This is a genomic window from Xenorhabdus beddingii (assembly GCF_002127545.1).
Taxonomy (GTDB): Bacteria; Pseudomonadota; Gammaproteobacteria; order Enterobacterales; family Enterobacteriaceae; genus Xenorhabdus; species Xenorhabdus beddingii.
Map to the genome: position 1 here is coordinate 129,581 of NZ_MUBK01000001.1, position 20,212 is coordinate 149,792.

At 44.9% G+C, this 20,212-nt stretch carries 18 protein-coding genes and 5 pseudogenes; 8 read left to right on the forward strand and 15 right to left on the reverse strand.

Features of this window, described 5'->3' with window-relative positions; translation table 11 throughout:
- Positions 1-15: 15 nt before the first annotated feature.
- Genes Xbed_RS00570 through Xbed_RS20465 form a run of 3 tightly spaced genes read right to left on the reverse strand, consistent with a single transcriptional unit; the run spans position 16 to position 1,952 of the window.
- Entirely contained in the window at positions 16-669 is a 654-nt protein-coding gene (locus tag Xbed_RS00570; RefSeq protein ID WP_208612160.1) for a histidine phosphatase family protein, read from the reverse strand.
- 13 nt (positions 670-682) lie between these two features.
- On the reverse strand, positions 683-1,267 hold the full coding sequence (locus tag Xbed_RS20460; RefSeq protein WP_208612161.1) for a DegT/DnrJ/EryC1/StrS family aminotransferase: 585 nt from the start codon (positions 1,265-1,267) through the stop codon (positions 683-685).
- Entirely contained in the window at positions 1,251-1,952 is a 702-nt protein-coding gene (locus Xbed_RS20465) for an aminotransferase class I/II-fold pyridoxal phosphate-dependent enzyme (RefSeq protein WP_208612162.1), read from the reverse strand. Before Xbed_RS20465 ends, Xbed_RS20460 begins: the two co-directional genes overlap by 17 nt.
- Positions 1,953-2,828: 876 nt before the next feature.
- Here Xbed_RS20465 and phoA point away from each other — a divergent pair.
- Positions 2,829-4,271 (forward strand): alkaline phosphatase, encoded by a 1,443-nt coding sequence (gene phoA, locus Xbed_RS00580; RefSeq protein ID WP_086111014.1) that lies wholly within the window; start codon positions 2,829-2,831, stop codon positions 4,269-4,271.
- 588 nt (positions 4,272-4,859) lie between these two features.
- Positions 4,860-4,982: pseudogene (locus Xbed_RS00585) on the forward strand (IS3 family transposase); the annotation flags it as partial.
- A 28-nt stretch (positions 4,983-5,010) separates the two neighbouring features.
- Here the strand turns inward: Xbed_RS00585 and def are convergent.
- From def to Xbed_RS00605, 4 genes and pseudogenes are all read right to left on the reverse strand, one after another.
- Positions 5,011-5,517, reverse strand: a complete 507-nt coding sequence (gene def / locus Xbed_RS00590) for a peptide deformylase (protein ID WP_086111016.1) — start codon at positions 5,515-5,517, stop codon at positions 5,011-5,013.
- A 106-nt stretch (positions 5,518-5,623) separates the two neighbouring features.
- Positions 5,624-6,808, reverse strand: a complete 1,185-nt coding sequence (locus Xbed_RS00595) for a trans-sulfuration enzyme family protein (RefSeq protein WP_086111017.1) — start codon at positions 6,806-6,808, stop codon at positions 5,624-5,626.
- 26 nt (positions 6,809-6,834) lie between these two features.
- Positions 6,835-8,205 carry a pyridoxal-phosphate dependent enzyme gene (locus Xbed_RS00600; RefSeq protein ID WP_086111018.1) on the reverse strand — a complete coding sequence of 457 codons (1,371 nt, stop codon included), beginning with the start codon at positions 8,203-8,205 and terminating at the stop codon, positions 6,835-6,837.
- 358 nt (positions 8,206-8,563) lie between these two features.
- Positions 8,564-8,962 (reverse strand): annotated as a pseudogene (locus Xbed_RS00605) (IS701 family transposase); the annotation flags it as partial.
- Here Xbed_RS00605 and Xbed_RS00610 point away from each other — a divergent pair.
- Positions 8,963-9,238 (forward strand): annotated as a pseudogene (locus tag Xbed_RS00610) (transposase); the annotation flags it as partial. It abuts the pseudogene before it with no gap.
- Positions 9,239-9,279: 41 nt separating this feature from the next.
- On the opposite strand, the gene Xbed_RS00615 reads toward Xbed_RS00610, so the two are convergent.
- From Xbed_RS00615 to sbnA, 4 genes are read right to left on the reverse strand one after another with little or no spacing between them, the layout of a single operon-like run.
- Complete coding sequence (locus tag Xbed_RS00615) at positions 9,280-9,609, reverse strand: AzlD domain-containing protein (protein ID WP_086111020.1); 330 nt, start codon at positions 9,607-9,609, stop codon at positions 9,280-9,282.
- The gene (locus Xbed_RS00620; protein WP_167371844.1) at positions 9,609-10,337 is read right to left on the reverse strand and encodes an AzlC family ABC transporter permease; all 729 of its coding nucleotides are present in this window, start codon (positions 10,335-10,337) and stop codon (positions 9,609-9,611) included. Before Xbed_RS00620 ends, Xbed_RS00615 begins: the two co-directional genes overlap by 1 nt.
- 7 nt (positions 10,338-10,344) lie before the next feature.
- Positions 10,345-11,361 carry a 2,3-diaminopropionate biosynthesis protein SbnB gene (gene sbnB, locus Xbed_RS00625; protein ID WP_086111022.1) on the reverse strand — a complete coding sequence of 339 codons (1,017 nt, stop codon included), beginning with the start codon at positions 11,359-11,361 and terminating at the stop codon, positions 10,345-10,347.
- Positions 11,362-11,395: 34 nt separating this feature from the next.
- Entirely contained in the window at positions 11,396-12,355 is a 960-nt protein-coding gene (gene sbnA / locus Xbed_RS00630) for a 2,3-diaminopropionate biosynthesis protein SbnA (RefSeq protein WP_086111023.1), read from the reverse strand.
- Positions 12,356-12,620: 265 nt separating this feature from the next.
- On the opposite strand from sbnA, the gene Xbed_RS20470 reads away from it, so the two are divergent.
- From Xbed_RS20470 to Xbed_RS00640, 3 genes and pseudogenes are all read left to right on the forward strand, one after another.
- Positions 12,621-12,896 (forward strand): IS1-like element transposase, encoded by a 276-nt coding sequence (locus Xbed_RS20470; RefSeq protein ID WP_279625499.1) that lies wholly within the window; start codon positions 12,621-12,623, stop codon positions 12,894-12,896.
- Positions 12,897-12,944: 48 nt separating this feature from the next.
- The gene (locus Xbed_RS20475; protein WP_279625500.1) at positions 12,945-13,322 is read left to right on the forward strand and encodes an IS1 family transposase; all 378 of its coding nucleotides are present in this window, start codon (positions 12,945-12,947) and stop codon (positions 13,320-13,322) included.
- A gap of 42 nt (positions 13,323-13,364) precedes the next feature.
- Positions 13,365-13,490 (forward strand): annotated as a pseudogene (locus tag Xbed_RS00640) (type II toxin-antitoxin system CcdA family antitoxin); the annotation flags it as partial.
- Between the two features lie 358 nt (positions 13,491-13,848).
- Here Xbed_RS00640 and Xbed_RS00645 read toward each other — a convergent pair.
- Positions 13,849-14,801 (reverse strand): annotated as a pseudogene (locus tag Xbed_RS00645) (IS701 family transposase); the annotation flags it as partial.
- Positions 14,802-15,130: 329 nt separating this feature from the next.
- Here Xbed_RS00645 and Xbed_RS00650 point away from each other — a divergent pair.
- A complete protein-coding gene (locus tag Xbed_RS00650) occupies positions 15,131-16,033 on the forward strand; it encodes a lipase family protein (protein WP_086111025.1) in 903 nt (300 codons plus the stop codon).
- A gap of 154 nt (positions 16,034-16,187) precedes the next feature.
- Positions 16,188-16,658: a membrane-associated Zn-dependent protease 1 gene (locus Xbed_RS00655; RefSeq protein WP_086111026.1), complete on the forward strand. Its 471-nt coding sequence runs from the start codon at positions 16,188-16,190 to the stop codon at positions 16,656-16,658.
- 84 nt (positions 16,659-16,742) lie between these two features.
- Here the strand turns inward: Xbed_RS00655 and galK are convergent, their stop codons facing one another.
- From galK to galE, 3 genes are all read right to left on the reverse strand, one after another.
- On the reverse strand, positions 16,743-17,918 hold the full coding sequence (galK, locus tag Xbed_RS00660; protein ID WP_086111119.1) for a galactokinase: 1,176 nt from the start codon (positions 17,916-17,918) through the stop codon (positions 16,743-16,745).
- 68 nt (positions 17,919-17,986) lie between these two features.
- Positions 17,987-19,072, reverse strand: coding sequence for a UDP-glucose--hexose-1-phosphate uridylyltransferase (locus tag Xbed_RS00665; RefSeq protein WP_086111027.1), 1,086 nt, complete (start codon positions 19,070-19,072; stop codon positions 17,987-17,989).
- A gap of 63 nt (positions 19,073-19,135) precedes the next feature.
- On the reverse strand, positions 19,136-20,155 hold the full coding sequence (galE, locus tag Xbed_RS00670; protein WP_086111028.1) for a UDP-glucose 4-epimerase GalE: 1,020 nt from the start codon (positions 20,153-20,155) through the stop codon (positions 19,136-19,138).
- Positions 20,156-20,212 lie beyond the last annotated feature (57 nt).

Here is a 20,212-nt window from a genome sequence, read left to right on the forward strand (position 1 = left end):
TTTCTCTTCTTACCCTTAAAGCCATAATCTCAAGTGATTTTTCGCGTTAGTAAGTACGAGCCGCGATTTTCCACCTATCTCTTCATTCTCTATAATATGCAAGGCACTATTACTGATGCGTATACGCCAATGGCGCAGCAGAGAGACTTCTAATCCCAGCAACACAAAAATTGCCAGTTCTATAGTGAATGCATGGGAAACGATCACAGTGACTTTTTCCTTGCCGCGCTCTTGGTGTCGTTGGCATAAAAAATCAGTCACCCGTGCTTTTTGTTCAGCGACAGTTTCTACTTCGGGCCTTACATTAATTGTAGGGTTATCTAAACGCTCTTGTAGCATTGCATCCCATTCAGACAGAGTTAATGCTGGTGTCAGTGAGGGTTCTATGCGTACTTCTTCCAAACGCTCATCAGAGACCAACGGTAAATTATGTCGTGTTGTGAGGAAGTTGGCAGTTTGCATTGCTCGGGTCATTGGGCTACTAAATATCTTTCCTCCAATTAATTCCTTGGGGATACTATTGGCCAATAACTGTGCTTGTTGCTGACCAACCGTAGTCAACGAAGAGTCCGGCATTACTGAACTGATTAATACATGTTCATCCTGTAGATTACATGTTGCTTCTGCATGCCGGATGAAGACAAAACGATGGTTCTTTGTTGAAGCCATGTTGGCTGATGACTCACAATTGCTCAGCATGGTGCATGACCTTATTCAGAGCACGTTGTACATCAAGCATGTCTGGTTCTTCAGCAAGCAAAAAGCGATGTGGTAATGTAATATGGCTGTGAGCAAATGCTTCCGCTATTGGCAAACTAAAACGCTGCGGCTGAACAGCTGACTGAAAGTCTTGGTTTAATGCGAAACGCCGTCTACTCGAAGGTTGGTATAAAGAACATTGAGTTAGTGATGCATACATCGGTTTACAGGGGAGATGAAGCTCTGCTGATAGAGCTTCTGCCAGTTTTTCCACTGAGGATTTCGCTAAGACCGATTCAGGTAACCTAATGGCATAGTTATAATAAACACGCTCTGTGGTTCCCGGAGTAGTTTGCTGAGGAACACAGCCAATCTGCTGCATTAATCCATCCAAATATTCGGCATTGCGACGCCGGGTTATATTTTCTGCATCAAGCTTTTCTAACTGAGCGAGTAAAATGGCGGCATGAAATTCAGACAGGCAATAGTTTGAACCCATCAGTTCAGCTGTTTCTAATAGCTCCATATGATCTAACGGAGGTGGCACATTGCTAATGTGTGCGTCCATCTGCACGCAGGTGGGCTAATCGTCTAGCAATTTGTTCATCATTAGTCAGAACTGCACCTCCTTCACCACTTGTCAACAACTTGCTGTGTTGCATGCTGAACGTTCCAGCTATCCCAAAAGTACCAACATGTTGACCAGCAAAACGAGCCCCATGCGCCTGAGCGCAATCCTCAATGAGTGGCAGATTGTATTTTTCTGCGATATGTAACAGGGCATTTAAGTCAGCAACTGCCGAACCGAGATGCACAACGGTAATAGCACGGCAGCGAGGAGTGATAGATTTTTCAACAGCATTTGCATCTAAGCAACCCGTCATCGGATTCACATCAGTGAGCACGGGAATAGCATTAATGCTAAGGACGGCTGATGCTGAAGCAACCCAAGATAACCCTGGTACAATCACTTCGTCACCAGCACCAACACCAATGGCTTCTAGAGCTATAGCTAGACTAGCAGTTCCGCTGGAGGCCGGAATACAATAATGAGAATTGGTATAACGAGCATACATTTTTGCAAAACGTTGTTCAAAAGAAGGTGTTCCGCGATAAGGGCCACTTATTGACCAACGTTGACTGTCTAAAACAGAAAGTAAGTTATCTACAGTCTGGGGAGTACTTATAGGCCACCCTGGCCAGGACATTGTTCGAGTAGAAGAACCGCCATGTATTGCAAGTTGGGACACCATAAATAATCTCCTTTTTAATTAAGGCGATGATTAATTAGTTTATGTTATATGAGAAGGACTAATTATTTAAAAAGTGACAAAGTTAAATACTTTACTAATTAAAACAAACATAATTTTGTTCTGATTTATACTATATACTCAAGAGAAATAAACAACATGTTAATTATTTAATGTTGAATATTGTGATTTTCATCATAATAACTGATGAAATTGATTAACATAAATTATAAAGTGTTTTGCAATATAGACACCAAAAGGAGTAAATTTCATGAGTGGATCATCCAGTCATCAGGAAGCAAAAAGTTCCTGCTTTTAAGGACTATAAAGTCGGAAATTTGTGAGGATCAACGCCTCATCTCACAATTACGGCACTGTGCCAAGGGCTAATTTGTTGAGATACGTTCATTACATTCGCCCGCAAGGGGATGCATTGTAATGTGATACATCTGTGCACTTTTGGAAGCAGATATCGTCGAATATTTAACCCACCGTCTGGCAATGAAAGTCCTCCAATGTTACTCATAATCGGCTTATCCACGTAATAGAGACAGAGCACACACCACTCTGTCTCACGCTGGGCGGCCAACGTCCAGAACACGTCCGCACAGGTTTTACGAACCATTGGATCCACGCCTTACTCAAAATAACCCATTGTCTCGGGCATTTTTCTGCTGATCCATTTTATTCCGTTTGCTCTTAAACCCTCCCCCCTTCAACAGGCTGATGCAGTAAAAAAAGAAATCACACGCTGGATTAACACAATAAGTGCAGCATACAATCTTTTTTCTTTCAGGCATTAATAATATTAGTTATTTTAACTTTATTGATATTTGTGATTATTAAGATCCACTTATTTTATTTATATAGGAAATACTAATGCTTTATAAGTATGCAAAAAAATTAATTAAGTTTTTTAGTGTATTTCTAATTTCAGGAACGAGTTTGTCCACATGGGCTATCACTAGCTTAGACAAAAATGGGAGCGAATTAGAAGAAAATGTAATAAAAGTAGGTATTACCGAATTTGGGGGAGCCCGTAGACTTATGCAAGATCAAACGGAAGCACTTCGTACTGCATTGAATAATAAAAAAGCTCAGAATGTTATTTTGTTCATTGGTGATGGTATGGGGGATTCTGAAATAACTCTAGCACGTAATTATGCTAAAGGAGCAAGGGGAAGATTCAAAGGAATTGACGCACTACCTTTTACAGGACAATATACTCATTGTTCTCTGGATAAAGAAAACAAAAAAATAAATTATGTTTCGGATTCTGCATCCTCAGCTACTTCCTGGGCGACAGGGATAAAAACTTATAATGGTGCACTATCGATTGATGTTTTTGGTCGGCCTCATCAGACTTTATTTGAGTTAGCAAAAAAGAATGGAAAAGCAACCGGTAATGTCACTACAGCTGAAGTTCAAGATGCCACACCTGCAGCATTATATGCTCATGTCACAGAGCGTGGATGTTATGGGCCAATAGAAACATCAGAAATATGTCCCAATGATGCTCTCGAAAAAGGTGGTAAAGGTTCTATTACGGAACAACTTCTGGCTATACGTGCAGATGTTACATTAGGAGGGGGAATTGATATCTTTTCCCAGCGGTCAATGGCTGGCATTAATACAGGAAAGACTCTGAAACAACAAGCGTTGGAACAAGGATATCAATGGGTAACAGATGTCGCATCATTGAACATGGTTAAAGGTGTAAATCAAAACAGCCCATTATTGGGATTATTTAATGAGGAAGTTTTGCACGAAATGTGGGTGGGACCAAAAGCGATTTATCATGGAAATATTAACGAAGCTCCTGTGAAATGCAAACTGAATTCGAAAAGAAGTCCACAGCAGCCGACACTAGTACAGATGACTGAAAAAGCGATTGAACTACTAAAGACCAATAAAAATGGCTTCTTTTTGCAAGTAGAAAGCGCGTTGATTGATGATTATGAGCACTCGGCAAACCCGTGCGCACAAATTGGTGAAGTAATTGCTTTGGATGAGGCAATACAAGCTGGTTTGAAATTTGCAAAACAACATGGGGACACATTAGTGATTGTCGCTGCAGATCATGGACATTCTAGTCAGATTATTGAACCTAATGTTAAAGCTCCTGGTTTGACCCGTTCACTGATTACTAAAGATGAAGCCGTTATCACAGTCAGTTATGGTAATTCAGAAACAACTTCTCAGAAACATACTGGTACACAATTACGTGTAGCAGCTTATGGTCCACACGCTGCAAATATTGTTGGATTAACCGACCAGACTGATCTGTTTTTTACCATACGGGATGCCATGGGTTTGAAATAATATAGATATAACAGTTTGTTATATAATCAACTCGCACAACATTCATGCTGCAATAGTGATCTTATTTACCCCGAATTCTGCCTAAGCCATCACTGGAAAATCTTCTTCTGAGCAGAAAAATTTCAGTGATGGTTTTTTCCATTTAAGGTATTAAGCAATTACACCATCTAGAACGGCCAATAAAAATCCTTTTAATGTGTATTAGTTCAGATTAGATCTGACACTTTGTTGTGGCACGACCTTGAAAACGTTAAAAAGCGCCTACTGGCACTTGAAAAACATGTTGCTTAAAGCGGGTCATTTCCATTCGGATAGGAGGAATCAATACGCCAGTCATCATTATCACAACAAAATGAAATATAACGCATTAATCTGTTCAATAAGAGGGGAAGGTTGTTGTGATGACAATGCGGCGATGGAAAGCGTCTACCACACGCTGAAAACGGAGTTGATGCGGGGTAAAAATTTTATCCGACATTCCGCAGCTATATCTGTAATTCATTGATCTTAAAATGATTGAATGTATTTTGACCGTGCATTAATTCTTAATAAAAACAATAAACTATGAATAAGGTGCGGAATGACGGTTTTATCAGCAGAGAACAGGCGATGAGTGCAATATTCAATTATATCGAAATGTCTTACAATCGCCGCAGTAAACACTCGACTCTAGGCTATCTGACACCAGTGGATTATGAGATAGCGGCCTAAATTAGGTGAGAATAATTTCAGGAACAGATCAATTTTTCCTACTATTGAGATATTTCTTTACTTTTTTCAGAGCCATCTGCCTTTTCAGTGGTGACAAATAATCGATAAAAATAATGCCCTGTAAATGATCGATTTCATGCTGCATCACTATCGATAGAAAATCCTCACGCTCTATCGTTATCGGCTTACCATACCGATCCCATGCCTCTACCTTCACTTTTTCAAACCGTTCAACATCGGCATAATATCCCGGTACTGACAGACAACCCTCTTGATTCAACACCCGGCGCTCTTGTTCAACAATCTTAGGATTGACCAAAACTAACGGCTGATCGCGGTCTGGCGAAAGATCAATGACCAAAATGGCTTCTTTCCGCCCAACCTGTGGCGCTGCCAGCCCAATACCATTATCGGTGTGATACATCGTCTCCAACATATCATCAATCAGCGTCTGAACTTTATCAACATCAGTGACATCAACGCATTTTTGCCTCAGCCTTTCATCCGGAATGGTGAGAATATCTAAAATTGCCATAACTGATTATCCTCTTTTGGAAGTTGAACATATCTTATTCGCAATAAAAATGCCAAACGAAAATATCACGTTTGGCATAATGTCTTTGGTTATACTCTTTTTACTGTTATACGTTCGCTTTCTCAAACGCCTGAGATAAATCCGCAATCAAATCATCAGCATTTTCAATGCCTACGGAAATACGGATCAACTGCGGCGTAATACCGGCCGCCAGACGTTTTTCCAACGGAATGGACGCATGGGTCATGGTAAATGGCTGACCAATCAAACTTTCCACTCCCCCCAAACTTTCCGCCAATATGAATAATTGCAATGCCTTAATGACCCGGCGCGTGTAATCCTCATCACCTTTCAAAACAATGGAAATCATGCCGCCAAAACCCCGCATCTGACGTTTCGCCAGTTCATGCTGAGGATGGGAAATAAGGCCAGGATAATAGACTTTTTCAACCTGTGGCTGCTGCTCTAACCAATGCGCAATCTTCCCTGCACTGTCAATATGGCGTTCCATACGCAGTGCCAGTGTCCGAATGCCACGCAGGACAAGGAAGCTGCTAAACGGATCAAGGATGCCACCAATGGAGTTTTGCAGGAATGCAACCTGCTCTGCCAATTCTGTGTTGTTACCCACGACAGCAAGGCCCGCAACAACATCAGAATGTCCGTTAAGGTATTTGGTTGCAGAATGAACAACAATGTCAAAACCCAAATCGAGTGGACGCTGAATGTAAGGGGAAGCGAAAGTATTGTCTGCGACACTGATAATGTTGTGACGCTGCGCAATCTGTGCGACAGCTTCCAGATCAACCAATTTCAACAGTGGATTGGTTGGCGTTTCCACCCAAATCATTTTCGTATCGGGCTGAATCGCGGCTTCCAGAGCTGCAGTATCTCCGGCTGCAACGTAAGTGACCCGTAAACCCGCTGTCCGGCGACGCACTTTCTCCAAAAGTCGATAAGTCCCCCCGTAAAGATCATCCACGGCAATGATATGGCTATCTTTATCCAGTAACTCAAGAATGGTTGAACTGGCCGCCAGGCCAGAACCAAAAGCATAACCACGAGTTCCATTCTCCAGTTCAGCAATCGCTCGTTCCAATGCATCGCGCGTCGGGTTTCCACTGCGGGAATACTCATACCCGGTATGCTCGCCGGGGGCGGGTTGGGCATAAGTCGATGTTGCATAGATAGCCGGCATTACGGCTCCCGTATGATCAGGAACATAGCCTGCATGAACGCTTTTTGTATCAAACTTAATCTGATTAAACTGAGTCTTATTAAACTTAGTCATTAATTTATTCCTGAAAGAGAAATGGTTCAATTGAGTTGTTGACGCCATGCGTTCAGCACATCGGTACGAGTTACAAGGCCAAGGAAGCGATTGTCATCATCAACAATCAAAGCGACATGACCCGCATCAAAAGTCGCAATCAACTGCGCCAAGGGTGCTTTTTTATGCAGAGTCTGAATCTGACTGGTCATCGCTTGAGTCACAGGCAGGGAAAAATGGCGGGAATTAGCCTGAATGGTATGCATGAGATCCCATTCATCAATAATGCCGACAACCTGATCGTTTTCGATCACCGGCAGTTGTGAGATGTCATAAAGACGCATGCGGCTATGGGCGAGTTGCAGAGTGTCCTGCGGTGCAACTGAAACCGTTGCCCCATCCCGATAACGATAGGTGATGTAATCACTTAAGTTATTTTCTTGTGGCAGTGAACGTAGCCCCTGCTCCAATAACCAGTAATCATTAAACATCTTCGACAGATATTTGTTGCCGCTGTCACAAGCCAGCGTGACCACCCGTTTCGGCGTTGTCTGTGCACGGCAATAACGCAGTGCCGCCGCCAGCAATGTCCCCGAAGAAGAGCCAGCCAAGACACCTTCCTTCAGTAATAAATCCCGCGCACTGGAAAATGCCTCTGCATCGGTAATGCTATAGGCGTGATTAACCTGAGAAAAATCACCAAGGGGAGGAACAAAATCCTCTCCGATACCTTCCACAAACCAACTGCCCGCTTCGTCATAACGACCATGTTCAACATAATCGACCAGAATGGAACCCTTGGGGTCTGCGAGGACAAACTCAGTCTGGGGGGAAACGTCCTTAAAATACTGACTCAAGCCACCCAGCGTCCCCCCCGAACCCACACCAACGACTATCGCATCTACATGCTGTTCCATCTGCTGCCAGATTTCCGGGCCTGTCGTTGCAGCATGAGCGGAGGAATTCGCAGGATTGTTGAATTGATCAATATAATAAGACCCGCTGATTTCTTTCGATAAGCGCAGCGCATAATCCTGATAATATTCTGGATGCCCTTTCCCCACATCAGAGCGTGTCAGGCGCACATCCGTTCCCAGTGCCCGCAGGTGATAAATTTTCTCCCGACTCATTTTATCCGGCACGACCAAAATCAACTTATAACCTTTCATTGCGGCGACCAATGCCAGCCCGATACCGGTATTACCCGCCGTGGCTTCAATGATAGTCCCCCCCGGTTTCAACAAACCCTGATTTTCGGCCTGTTCAATCATTGAAAGCGCAACACGATCTTTAATCGATCCACCCGGATTTTGGTTCTCTAACTTAATGAACAACCGGCATGGACCGGTATCCAGATGAGTAAGTTCTAGTAACGGTGTATTCCCTATAAGTTCAAGAACCGAACGTGGTACTGCCATTATTAGCCTCTTGAGAATCGGTAAAATTTGCAAATAAAACGTTTAGATTGGGGGAGAATAACGCCGCATGGCAATTAATATGAAAGAACAAATACAAACTACATATAACAAAAGGTAATTAACTAATTCGATATTGGTAGATAAAAATCGCTTTGGCGACAGACTTGCCCTAGTACTACAGTCGTAATTGCTCTGTCATCATAGGGTTATTCCGACGACGATAATGACATTGTTGTGCATAGTATTGGTGTCGTCGCCACCAGTCTGACCAATGTAAAATCGGTTCGACTGCCTCTCCCGTTTTTTTCCTCAATTTTGACAACAGCTTACGTAGTTTCGGGATACCCAGGGCTACCAACCCCGCCGGTGTTTTTTTCTCCTGTATTCGCAAGACGCCAGAACCGCATGAGCCAATAGCGATAAGGTAATGTGCCGATACCAACTGTGCCATTGCCGCACTTCATCATGATCCAAGCCACATTCCCCTTTCGTTTCCTCAAAACCACTTCCAATTTCCCAGCGACACCCTGCCACCTGAACCAGGGTTTTCAGGTCAGCCTGTTCTCTGCGGGCATAGACGATATAATAAGCCCGCTCCTGTTTCTCATCCCGGCGGCACCCAAACCCAGTCGTACCAACGTTCTCCCTTGGTCCCCGATCCCGCAGAGTGTTTTTCCCAACACGGGAAAGGCAAACTGTCCACAATCCTGTCGGCTCGGGTATACATAGGTCCTTGCCACCACACGCTTTCATTTTGGTGATTGCCGATAAAGGGTATGATAGTGAAGCACTAAGAAAAACGATCAGAAAACAAGGTGCTGCTCCCGTGATCCCGTATCGAAAAAACACCCGCGAAAAGAACAAAAATATCGATAAAGGATTATATCTCTATCGGCATTGGGTAGAAAATGTCTTTGGCAGAATTAAACTTTTTCGAGCAATAGCAACAAGATACGATAAATTAGAACGAAACTATGCCAGTCAGGTAGCACTGGCATTTATAGTAGTTTGGCTACCAATGTGGGCTGTGTAAATGATGAACGAAAAACGTCAACAGCCCCTAGTATTCATTGGTTAGTTCCCCATCAACGCACGTAACGCAAGAAAAACCAGATAACCCACTAAAATGATGCCGAAGAAGTTTTTCATCCGCGTCGCAATGACAACAGTTATCAGAGTCGCCAGCATAAAGGCATTACCCAAAGAAAGGTTCAATGTTTCTGTCTGAGTGTCCATCATCACGCCGTTGGCGATAATAACGGTTAGGATGGCTGGTGGCAGTAGTTCAAATGCATCCTTAATTACCGATGGCAGCGTAATATAATTAGCAAAAATAAACGCTACGCTGCGCACAGCAAACACTGTTACGCCCATGGCTAGGATCACCATCATAGTATCACTCATTACTTCTCCTTCTTTATTATCTGCCGTTGACGCTGGCGCAAATTTTGTACCAATTTAACAATAATCACCGAAGCAGCACAGGCAACCAAGATGCCAAGGTTATAAGGCAGATGAGCGCACAACATCCACACCACTAGCGCAACCAGCGAAACTGCAAAATTGCGGGGTATCCTCAGATAGGGAACTAACATGGCGACAAACGTGGCGTAGGCAATAAACTCTAGTCCCCAAGCAGACGCAAAAGCCGACAACATATCACCGAGAAACAGACCGATAGCAGTGCCTATAATCCAGTTAAAATAAAAAATCAGCACACAACTCATAAAATAGATATTCTTATCAGCCTGCTGCCCTGATTCACTAAAGCGTTCTTTCGCCATCACAAATACAGCATCGATCAGGCCAAATGCCAGTATAATGCGCCAGCTGAGAGGGATCGCCTTCACTTCATCAACCAACGAGATGGCATAAAGAAAAAAGCGCAAACTCAGAAGCAAAGTAGTGATCAGTGCTACCGTCAGTTCGGTATGAGATAGAATCAGTTGAAGTCCGACAAACTGGGCTGCCCCGGAATAGATAAACCCAGACATTACCAGGCCGTCTTTGATAGTGAGACCACCGGCGATCACCAAAGCTCCAAACACTACTCCGGAAAGAGTTGAAGAAATCAGAAGGGGTGAGGAGCGCCTAAAAGCCAGCATTACTTCACGTTTAATCACATTACTCATGTATCGATCAACTCCCGCTATATGCGTCAGGGAAAAAGTCATAAATGCATACTTTATCCTCAGTATTGAGAGTCTCCAGTAATTGTTGCGCTACAGCCAGATCGAGAATCCCCATACCAAACGGCGAGAATATACGTGGTCGGCTGTTATCTGGAGCAACACGTCGTTCAATTAAATCAGCGATTCCTCCCGCCATAAAATCATGATGACCTACTTGCAGGCTGGCGAGATGGGGTGAAGTCTGTGCCTTCAGGCAGTGGCTGACATCATCCGCTATGTTCTGCCCTACCAGAATGATTTCCGGTGCCAGATCACGCAACGACATATGCAGCACGGTCGGCGCATGGCTGAACCAAGCGGGAGAAGTAATATAGGGCTGGGTTGCTGAAGTAGCAATCAGCACCATATCTGATTCACGGATGGTGGATTCCAGAGGCGCACTGTAACTGGTGCCGGTCCAACCAACAGACTTGTCGCGAAACATCTGACTACGGGTTTCACTGAGATCGCACATACAGAGTGTATCGATTTCCCATCCCAGCTTTACTAGCAGTTCCAAGGTACGGTACGCAATAGGTCCGCAACCTACCACGCCCAGCTGTTTAATTTTTTTCGGTGTCGGATGCAAATAACTGGCTCCGAGTATCGCCGAGGCGGCGGTACGCGCCGCGCTGATCAGACTACCTTCAAGACAAGCGCGGGGATAACCAGTGTGTCGGTCATTTACAATCAACACTGTCGAAGCACGATCCAATCCCTTATCAATATTTTCTGGGAAGCTGGATATCCACTTAATGCCCGTAATCGGATTGTCGCTTTCAATAGAAGCAGGTAGAGCGATAATTCTCTGTCGTGGGTGATCTGGAAAACGCAGGAAATAGCTGTCTGGGTTGATAGTATTATCATGTGCGTGTTGCAGGTAAGCCTGTTTAACTGCCTTCACAAGTGCATCAGGGTTCGCATCCAGCCAAGGGGCGATTTGTGCAGCACCAATTACCGTAAAAGAAGGTGTAGTATTTGCCATAATTACTCTTTATTTGTGTGTTATTCAAAATGTCTCAGGTAGATTCTGCGACTGGCGACAGAGTAGGAAAGTGAGTTTTGACCCAATTAGGGTTATAAATGGTATCAATACAACGATCGCCCATGTCCGGTAAGATTGCCACTACACATGCTCCTAAGGGCAGCATCGGTGTATATTGTTCAACACCCGCCAGTACCGTACCTGACGATCCACCTAACAGCAGACCACGTTGAGCTAACCGATGACACATAGCCACGGCATCAATTCCTGGAATCATCAGCAATTCATCAAAGTTGGAGTGGACACGGATTGCAGGAGGATTGCTAGTGCCAAGACCTGGAATAAGACGTTTTCCTGCTGGTTGACCAAAAGTGACGGAGCCTTTACTATCCACCGCGATTATACGGGCACTGGGCGCATGTTCCCGAAGATAGCGTGATACCCCGCCTAATGTGCCGGTTGTACCGGCACCGATAAAAACATAATCTGGTGTGGGAAAAACGCTCAGAATCTCCGGTCCGGTTGACAGGTAGTGGGCTCTGACATTTTCCTCGTTTTCATATTGGTTAACCCAGAGCAATTGTTCATCCTGCGCAAGCATGGATTTGATCAGGTTGATACGGGTAGCAAGAAAACCGCCATTTTCATCCCGTTTCTGAACTATAATCAACTCTGCGCCGTAGGCCTCAATAATGCGTGCGGTCTGCGGTGAAATGTTCGGGTCGCTGATACAAGTAAATTTGTAGCCTTTAGCGGCACAAATCATTGATAATGCTAAACCCAGGTTTCCCGAAGAGCTCTCAATAATTCGCATACCCGGAAGTAGTTTTCCTTCATTTTCCAGTTGCGTTATCATATGCAGTGCTGACTTAAATTTTATCGATCCAGTGGCCGAAAATCCTTCTAGCTTCAGGTTTACATTAATTCCGTCAGCAATATCTATCTTTATAAAAGCCTTTGAAAACAGTAAATCGTACGGGTTGTCAACAATCATTTATTCTTTCCCATTCACTATTTTTCTACACACCTGGATGATGTGAAGCATGTTAAAGATAAAATAGAAACATGTGATATTTATTAAAATATTATTAAAATAAATGACACTTTTTTACCATGTATTCTGAAGATAAAAAACAGAATATAAAAAAAACAAAATATTTTTTAATACAGGAATAATACCTTGGAAAAGACCAAATGATGGGTCACGTATTCAACCCGTTGATGTTTGTACATAATCGCCATTTTTTCGGAGAAATGAAATGGCGACGGTTGAAGTAAGATATCGATTTTGTCAGCAAATTGAATGCGTCAAAAAGCATGGCAAAGGCGATTCGGGGTATCAACACTATCGCTGTTTCTCCTGCAAACGAACCTTTCAACTTGATTACGCCTATCGGGCGTGCCAGGCAGGTATAAAAGAGCAAGTCGTTGATTTTGCCATAAACAACGCCGGTATCCGTGATACTACCCGTGCATTACATATCAGTATTAGTGCCCTTGTCCGTGTTTTAAAAAACTTAAACCGCAATGCGTAACGCCGCTCCCCCTGGATAATGTAAACGTTCAGCTTATTTGTGAAGTTGATGATGCGTGGTTATTCGTCGGGAATAAAAAATGCCAACGCTGATTATGGTATGCTTGCGAGCCTCATCCGGAACGGATCATTGCTCATATGTTTGGAGCGAGAAGCAAAAAACACTCAGGAAACTTCTCAAAAGCTCGCCTCGTTCAATGTTGTTTTCTGGTGTACAGATAATTTCAAGGCTTACAATCTATTACCAAAAAGCCAGTACTTTGTCGGAAAAACCTTCATGCAGCGTATCGAGTGGGAGAATTTGACATTACGCAACCGACTTAAGCGACTCAATCGTAAGATACTGGGGTATTCTAAGTCGCCGGAAATAATGGATGGATGTTCTCATTCAGCAGTCGGCATCAATGTGCCAAAATGGCAGAGTTAAACATAGTCATTTGATTACGGGAGCGTCCAGGTAGATGAAGCTCGTAATTTAGGGATCAACTTATCAGCGACACTAGACAAACTGTTGTCCTATGTTGTTCATGAGAAAAGAAGACAGCAATGGAAAGCTGAAAATAAAGTTGGTATCGACGTTTTCAATGAATTTTAGCGTGATGCAAGGCTATTTACCGATGATGATGAATATGGGGTTATTTGATGACTCGGTACGCTGTTTACCGTAACAAATATTAGTCGATTATGATTCACGGGTAATAATGCCGATTGCTTTACTGTCAGATAAAAATACACGCGTCAAAATGTTAACACTAGTACTACAGTCGTAATTGCTCTGTCATCATAGGGTTATTCCGACGACGATAATGGCATTGTTGTGCATAGTATTGGTGTCGTCGCCACCAGTCTGACCAATGTAAAATCGGTTCGACTGCCTCTCCTGTTTTTTCCCTCAATTTTGACAACAGCTTACGCAGTTCCGGGATACTCAGGGCTACCAACCCCGCCGGTGTTTTTTTCTCCTGTATTCGCAAGACCGCCAGAACCGCATGAGCCAATAGCGATAAGGTAATGTGCCGATACCAACTGTGCCATTGCCGCACTTCATCATGATCCAAGCCACATTCCCCCTTCGTTTCCTCAAAACCACTTTCAATTTCCCAGCGACACCCTGCCACTTGAACCAGGGTTTTCAGGTCAGCCTGTTCTCTGCGGGCATAGACGATATAATAAGCCCGCTCCTGTTTCTCATCCCGGCTGCGCCGAACCCGCAGATAATGACCATAATTCCGTTCTTCCTCACTGAGTTGCAAACGCCAAAGCGGCACCCAAACCCAGTCGTACCAACGTTCTCCCTTGGTCCCCGATCCCGCAGAGTGTTTTTCCCAACACGGGGAAGGCAAACTGTCCACAATCCTGTCGGCTCGGGTATACGTAGGTCCTTGCCACCACACGCTTTCATTTTTGAGGCTCGCCAGTACAAACTGTTGATATCGGGATTCCAACCCGCACCGTAGGCGACGATCTTGACCATAAACCGTATCGGCGGTCACCCAGCCACAAGGAACGCCGGCATCTAATGCACGTTCCAGCATCTGTTGGGCAAGTTGGGGTTTGGTGGCAAAGGTGACCGCGTCAGGAATGCCGGCGGCTTTACAGCGGGGCCGGTCATCTGTCCATCGTTCAGGCAGGTATAAGGCCCGGTCAATAAAAGCATGGCCGCCCTGACTGGCATAACAGAGAAAGACGCCTGTCTGACTGTTTTCTACCCGTCCGGCGGTACCGCTATATTGGCGTTGGACGCCAGCAGAATGGGTGCTTTTTTGATAAAACCGGTTTTATCAACGATAAGGATCCCTTGCTCATCACCGAGATGGTCAGTCACATAGTCGCATAAGATATCGCGGGCCGCCTCGACATCCCAATGGGCCCGTTCCAGAAAATACTGAATGCCATCAGGCGAGGCTGCGTTGCTGTGGACTGGCATGGTGAAATAACGGTATCAGACGCGTATGTAATGAGAGCTGTTCTTGTTCCCAAAGGTTGATAGGTGAGTGTATTGAACACCTCCCCCTATTTTCAGGAAAAATATATCATGAGCGATCATGCCACAATGGAGCGTACGACTGTAGTACCAGGCAGGAGTTTACGACGATTTTCGTTAAACAGAACGTCACTCAATCTGTTTTATCGCCTTTACCACCCGCAAAACGCCCAGAGAAATCTACAATTAAATGACAAAAACAAAACAATCACACAGCAATGACACAACTATAAGAATAAAAGGATCATGATATGTATACAGAAAAAGAAGCCGCCGAACTTGCATCGTTAGTGTTATACGCATCGGATATGAACGCTCAATACTACAATGATCCGACTCCCCCTCCTGATCCGCGCATTGAAGAAGATGAATGGGAACTCAAGGGGTATATTTGGGGGAATGATCTGACGACCAAAACAGATCCGGAAACGCATGAGAAAACACTTTTCCATCTGCCGACAAATGTCTGTTACGGATACGTTGCAGAGATGAAGCGGGGCAAAGGAAGATATGTCGTTGTTATCCGTGGGACAGACCCGACAAACTTATTAGAGATCATCCAAAGTCTGGATAGCAAGTTGGTTTCACCGTGGATTAACGTTCCAAACCAAAAAGTGCATGCGGGTTTTTTTAAGGCATACAGGAAGTTAAAATTCAAGCCACGAGAAGCCATGCCCGGTTATGATTACAATCTGGTGGATTTACCCAATGGACTTGCTGGTTTTATCAGCTTAAAGGGGGGATACACAGTAACGATCATCGGCCATAGCCTTGGGGCAGCAATCGCCTCTTACCTCATGTATGATATCGCCCCCCTGTTCCGCCGTCGTTTTGCCTGTTTGTTTGCCTGCCCACGGCCAGGGAACCAAACATTTGCTAACAGCATTCAGGAATGTTTTTTCAACAATGCAGCCAATTATGAAGTAATTAATTATACAGAAGACCTCGTTCCTCATTACCCGCCAGAGGTTTCAGGTTACGCTTCACTATCACATACCACCCATCTCTCTACACCGGATAATGTGAATATTCCTGATGGACTGGTATGTAACCATATTTTAGCCAGTTACATTGCCCGATTGGATTTTGATAAATATAAAAAGATCATGGCAAGCAGCCATACCAAAATACGAGATTCTTGCGTGCGCCTTTAGTCAAAAAGCAAGTAGTTAAAAAGCAAGTAGTCAAAAAGCAGGCAGTCAATAACAACACCATAAATAATGAATGGAATCTTGATTTTTCTCCCGACTGCTGCGATACCTATTTGATGTTAGAAAGGGTGAGAACCTCATAAATAGGAGCATAAAGATGAATTGGCGTGGTTACACATGCAATGCAATGTTATTGGCAAGCAGCCTGTTTACTCCGGCATTATGGGCAAAAGGGGAAGCTCATTTGCTGTTTCACATGGGGTTGGGTGCCAATGGTCAGTTCTTTGTAGGGGGTACATTGCAAAATAAAGGCGATCAACCTGTGGCGGGTGGATATCTGGCCGTTTTGCCGCTCAATGCTAAATGTGAACCCGGGACACTGGCCGTGCACGCATTTGAGCCATTGGCTGTGGGGGAGAAAAAAGAGTTTCGTGTCCCAGTCAATTCCCCGTTAAGTGGTTATCGTTTAATCGGTTTTGGGGCTTATGATGATATGGGCTTTCCACTTCCCACCGTAGATGAAACAGCAAAAATCATTCAAGAGCGTGAACCCGGCGAGCGTAAAGCGTGTCAGTCAGCCCGGAAATCTACACCGGCAAATAAAGCCGAATCCCAAAAACCAGAATAGGTTTTTTTGCATCATCTCAGGATGGTTTACTGCTTAAATCATCCTTTTTGTTACCCATTATTTTCTGTCACTCATTATTTTCTGTCACTTAAAAAAATAATTGGGTAAAGCCAGTTGGCCGGCCCCTTTTACTGCCTGACATCGATAGAGGGTGGCTTTCAGACCTGTTTTCGCTTCGTAGTGCTGTTCGATCGCTTTTCTCACGTTTTCCACTAAATCAGGGGCAACCAATGCGACGACACAACCGCCAAAACCGCCCCCCGTCATGCGAACACCCCCACGATCACGAATGACGTTTTTCACAATATCAACCAGCAGATCAATTTCACTGACCGTAATTTCAAAGTCATCACGCATGGAAATATGGGATTCCGCCATAAGCTGGCCCAGGCGAAATAAATCGCCGGCTCTCAAAGCCTCTGCTGCTGCTTCAGTGCGCGCATTTTCTGTAATCACATGACGGGCACGTCTGGCGAGTAGCGCATCGAGCCGCCCCCGTTTAGCATTAAAATCATCAAGGGAGATATCACGCAGTGCCTTCACTCCCAGAAGACGGGCGGCCTCTTCACATTGCTGCCGGCGAATGTTGTATTCGCTACCCACCAGACCACGCCGTTTATTGGAATTAATGATCATCACCATCATATTATCCGGCATGTGCACAGCCTGAGTTGCCAACGTGCGGCAATCAATCAACAAAGCGTGGTTTTCTTCTCCACAAGCGGAAATTAATTGATCCATAATACCGGAATGGCAGCCCACAAATTGGTTTTCTGCCTGCTGCCCATTTAATGCAATCATTTTGGCGTTGATATCGAGCTGATAAAGCGATTTGATCGCTTGCCCAATGGCAACCTCCAACGACGCTGACGAACTCAAACCGGCCCCCTGTGGAATATTGCCACTGACGGCAATATCCATGCCACCAAATGAATAGCCGCGCTCCCGCAAATATTTCACGACACCACGGATATAGTTCGCCCACATTTTTTCTGGTTGGAACAAAATCGGCCGGGAGAGATCAAATTCATCGCGCGCATTGTAATAATCAACGGCAATAACCCGAATCCATGTATCCTCACGTTTCGCTGCGGCAACGACTGTCCGGAAATCAATGGCACAAGGTAAAACGAAACCCTCGTTATAATCGGTATGTTCACCGATAAGATTCACCCGCCCCGGAGCCTGACAAAAGTGCGTGGGGGAATAATCAAAGCACGCCTTAAAAGATTCAGTGACGTTTTGGATTAACGTTTTCATGCTATTGTTTTTTATCTTTTTATTTTTCATAACATCACTTTTCCTCCCAAAACGGGCTTTATCAAGGACTAGCGCATTTTAAAATGGATATCACTGACATCACGCAACCGCTCCGCCGCTTGTTCCGGTGTCAGGTCACGCTGAGGTTCCGCCAACATTTCATAACCCACCACGAATTTGCGGACAGAGGCTGAACGCAATAACGGCGGATAAAACAGTGCATGTAATTGCCAGTGATCGATATCGTGTTTTTGGGTCTTGAGAGGGGGATCGCACTGATGTTCGAAGAAAGGCGCAAAATGCCACCCCATCGAATAGGGAAAAGCACATGCAAACAGATTGTCATATCGGCTGGTCAATTTTTTAATCGCCACCGCCAAATCATCACGTTGTGCTGCTGTCAGTTCATTCATGCGACGGACATGGCTTTTCGGCAATAGCATGGTTTCAAAAGGCCACATCGCCCAATAAGGCACAACCGCCAGCCAGTGTTCGGTTTCCACAACGGAACGTGAACCCTCTTTCCGCTCTGCCTCGACGTAATCCATCAATAAGTTAGAACCTTGTTGGCGATAATAGTGTTGTAACAATTCATCTTTACGTACCAGCTCATCGGGCAGGAAATCACTGGCCCAAATCTGGCCGTGGGGATGCGGCTGAGAACAGCCCATCATTTCCCCTTTGTTCTCAAAAACCTGAACCCAGGTATAACGCTGGCTCAGTTCTTCAATCTGCGCATTCCACGCATCAATGACATGGCGGATCTGCGCCAATGGCAGTTCCGGCAATGTCTTGCTGTGATCGGGAGAAAAACAGAGTACCCGGCAAACGCCGCTCGCGGGTTCAGCTTTAAACAGCGGGTTATCGCCAGATGCAATGCCAAAGGCTTCGGGTAACAAGGCAGAATAATCATTCTGGAAGACATAAATACCCGGATAATCTGGATTGCGGTCACCAGAAACCCGGAGGTTATTCGGGCATAAAAAACAATTTTCATCATAACTTGGCACGACCGCGTGGAGTGGTTTTTCATCAATGCCACTCCACGGCCGTTTAGCCCGGTGGGGTGAGACAATAATCCATTTCCCTGTCAAAGGGTTATATCGCCTATGTGGACAATCAACCGGGTTGAACGACATCTTTGACTTTGACATAGTGGGTTTCTCTTGATCTTCATCAAATCGGGTCTTCACCCAACCGAAAACCGGGACTTTTTATTATTTCACGCTATAACCATTGGGATTCTGGGACTGCCAGCGCCACGCATCGGCGGTCATGTCCACGATGGTGCGATTGGCTTTCCAGCCCAACTCACGCTCGGCTTTTTCCGGGCTTGACCAGCACTCGGCAATGTCCCCCGGGCGACGCGGACAAATTTCATAGGCAACGGGCTTGCCACAGGCATTGCTGAAGGCTTCGACCATCTCCAGAACGCTGGTGCCTTTTCCGGTGCCCAAATTGTAGATATGTAAACCCGATTTTTCCCCCACCGCATTCAGTGCAGCAATATGTCCGTCAGCCAAATCCATAACATGAATATAATCGCGAACCCCAGTACCATCAGGGGTCGGATAATCATCGCCATAAACGGACAGTTTTTCCCGGCGGCCTACCGCGACTTGGGCAATATACGGCATCAGGTTGTTAGGGATACCCTGTGGATCTTCCCCCATCGTGCCCGAAGGATGAGCACCAACCGGATTAAAATAACGCAATAACACCACAGACCAATCATTTTCTGCGTGATGAAGATCAGATAAGCAGCGTTCCACCATATATTTGCTGGTGCCATAAGGGTTAGTGGTATTGCCCACCGTGGATTGTTCGGTAATCGGCACGACATCCGGATCGCCATATACCGTTGCGGATGAACTGAAAATGAGGCTTTTTACCCCGGCTTTATGCATACTGCGCACCAGCACCAGCGTTCCATTGACATTGTTGTCATAATATTCGACAGGTTTAGCGACAGACTCCCCAACGGCTTTCAGGCCGGCAAAATGAATCACGGACTGAATTTGATGGCGGGCGAAAATGGCATCAAGGAATGATTCATCACGAATATCCCCTTCATAAAACAGAGGCTGCACCCCCGTCAATGCCTCGATTCGGGCCAACACTTCACGATTGGCATTGCACAGATTATCGACGATGATCGGCGTCATCCCTGCTGCAAGCATTTGAACACAAGTATGGCTACCGATATATCCCATCCCACCTGTCACTAATATTTCCACATTGACCTCTTTTTTAAAATGATAACAGGCAAAGTATAAAAAGAATCAGAGCACTAG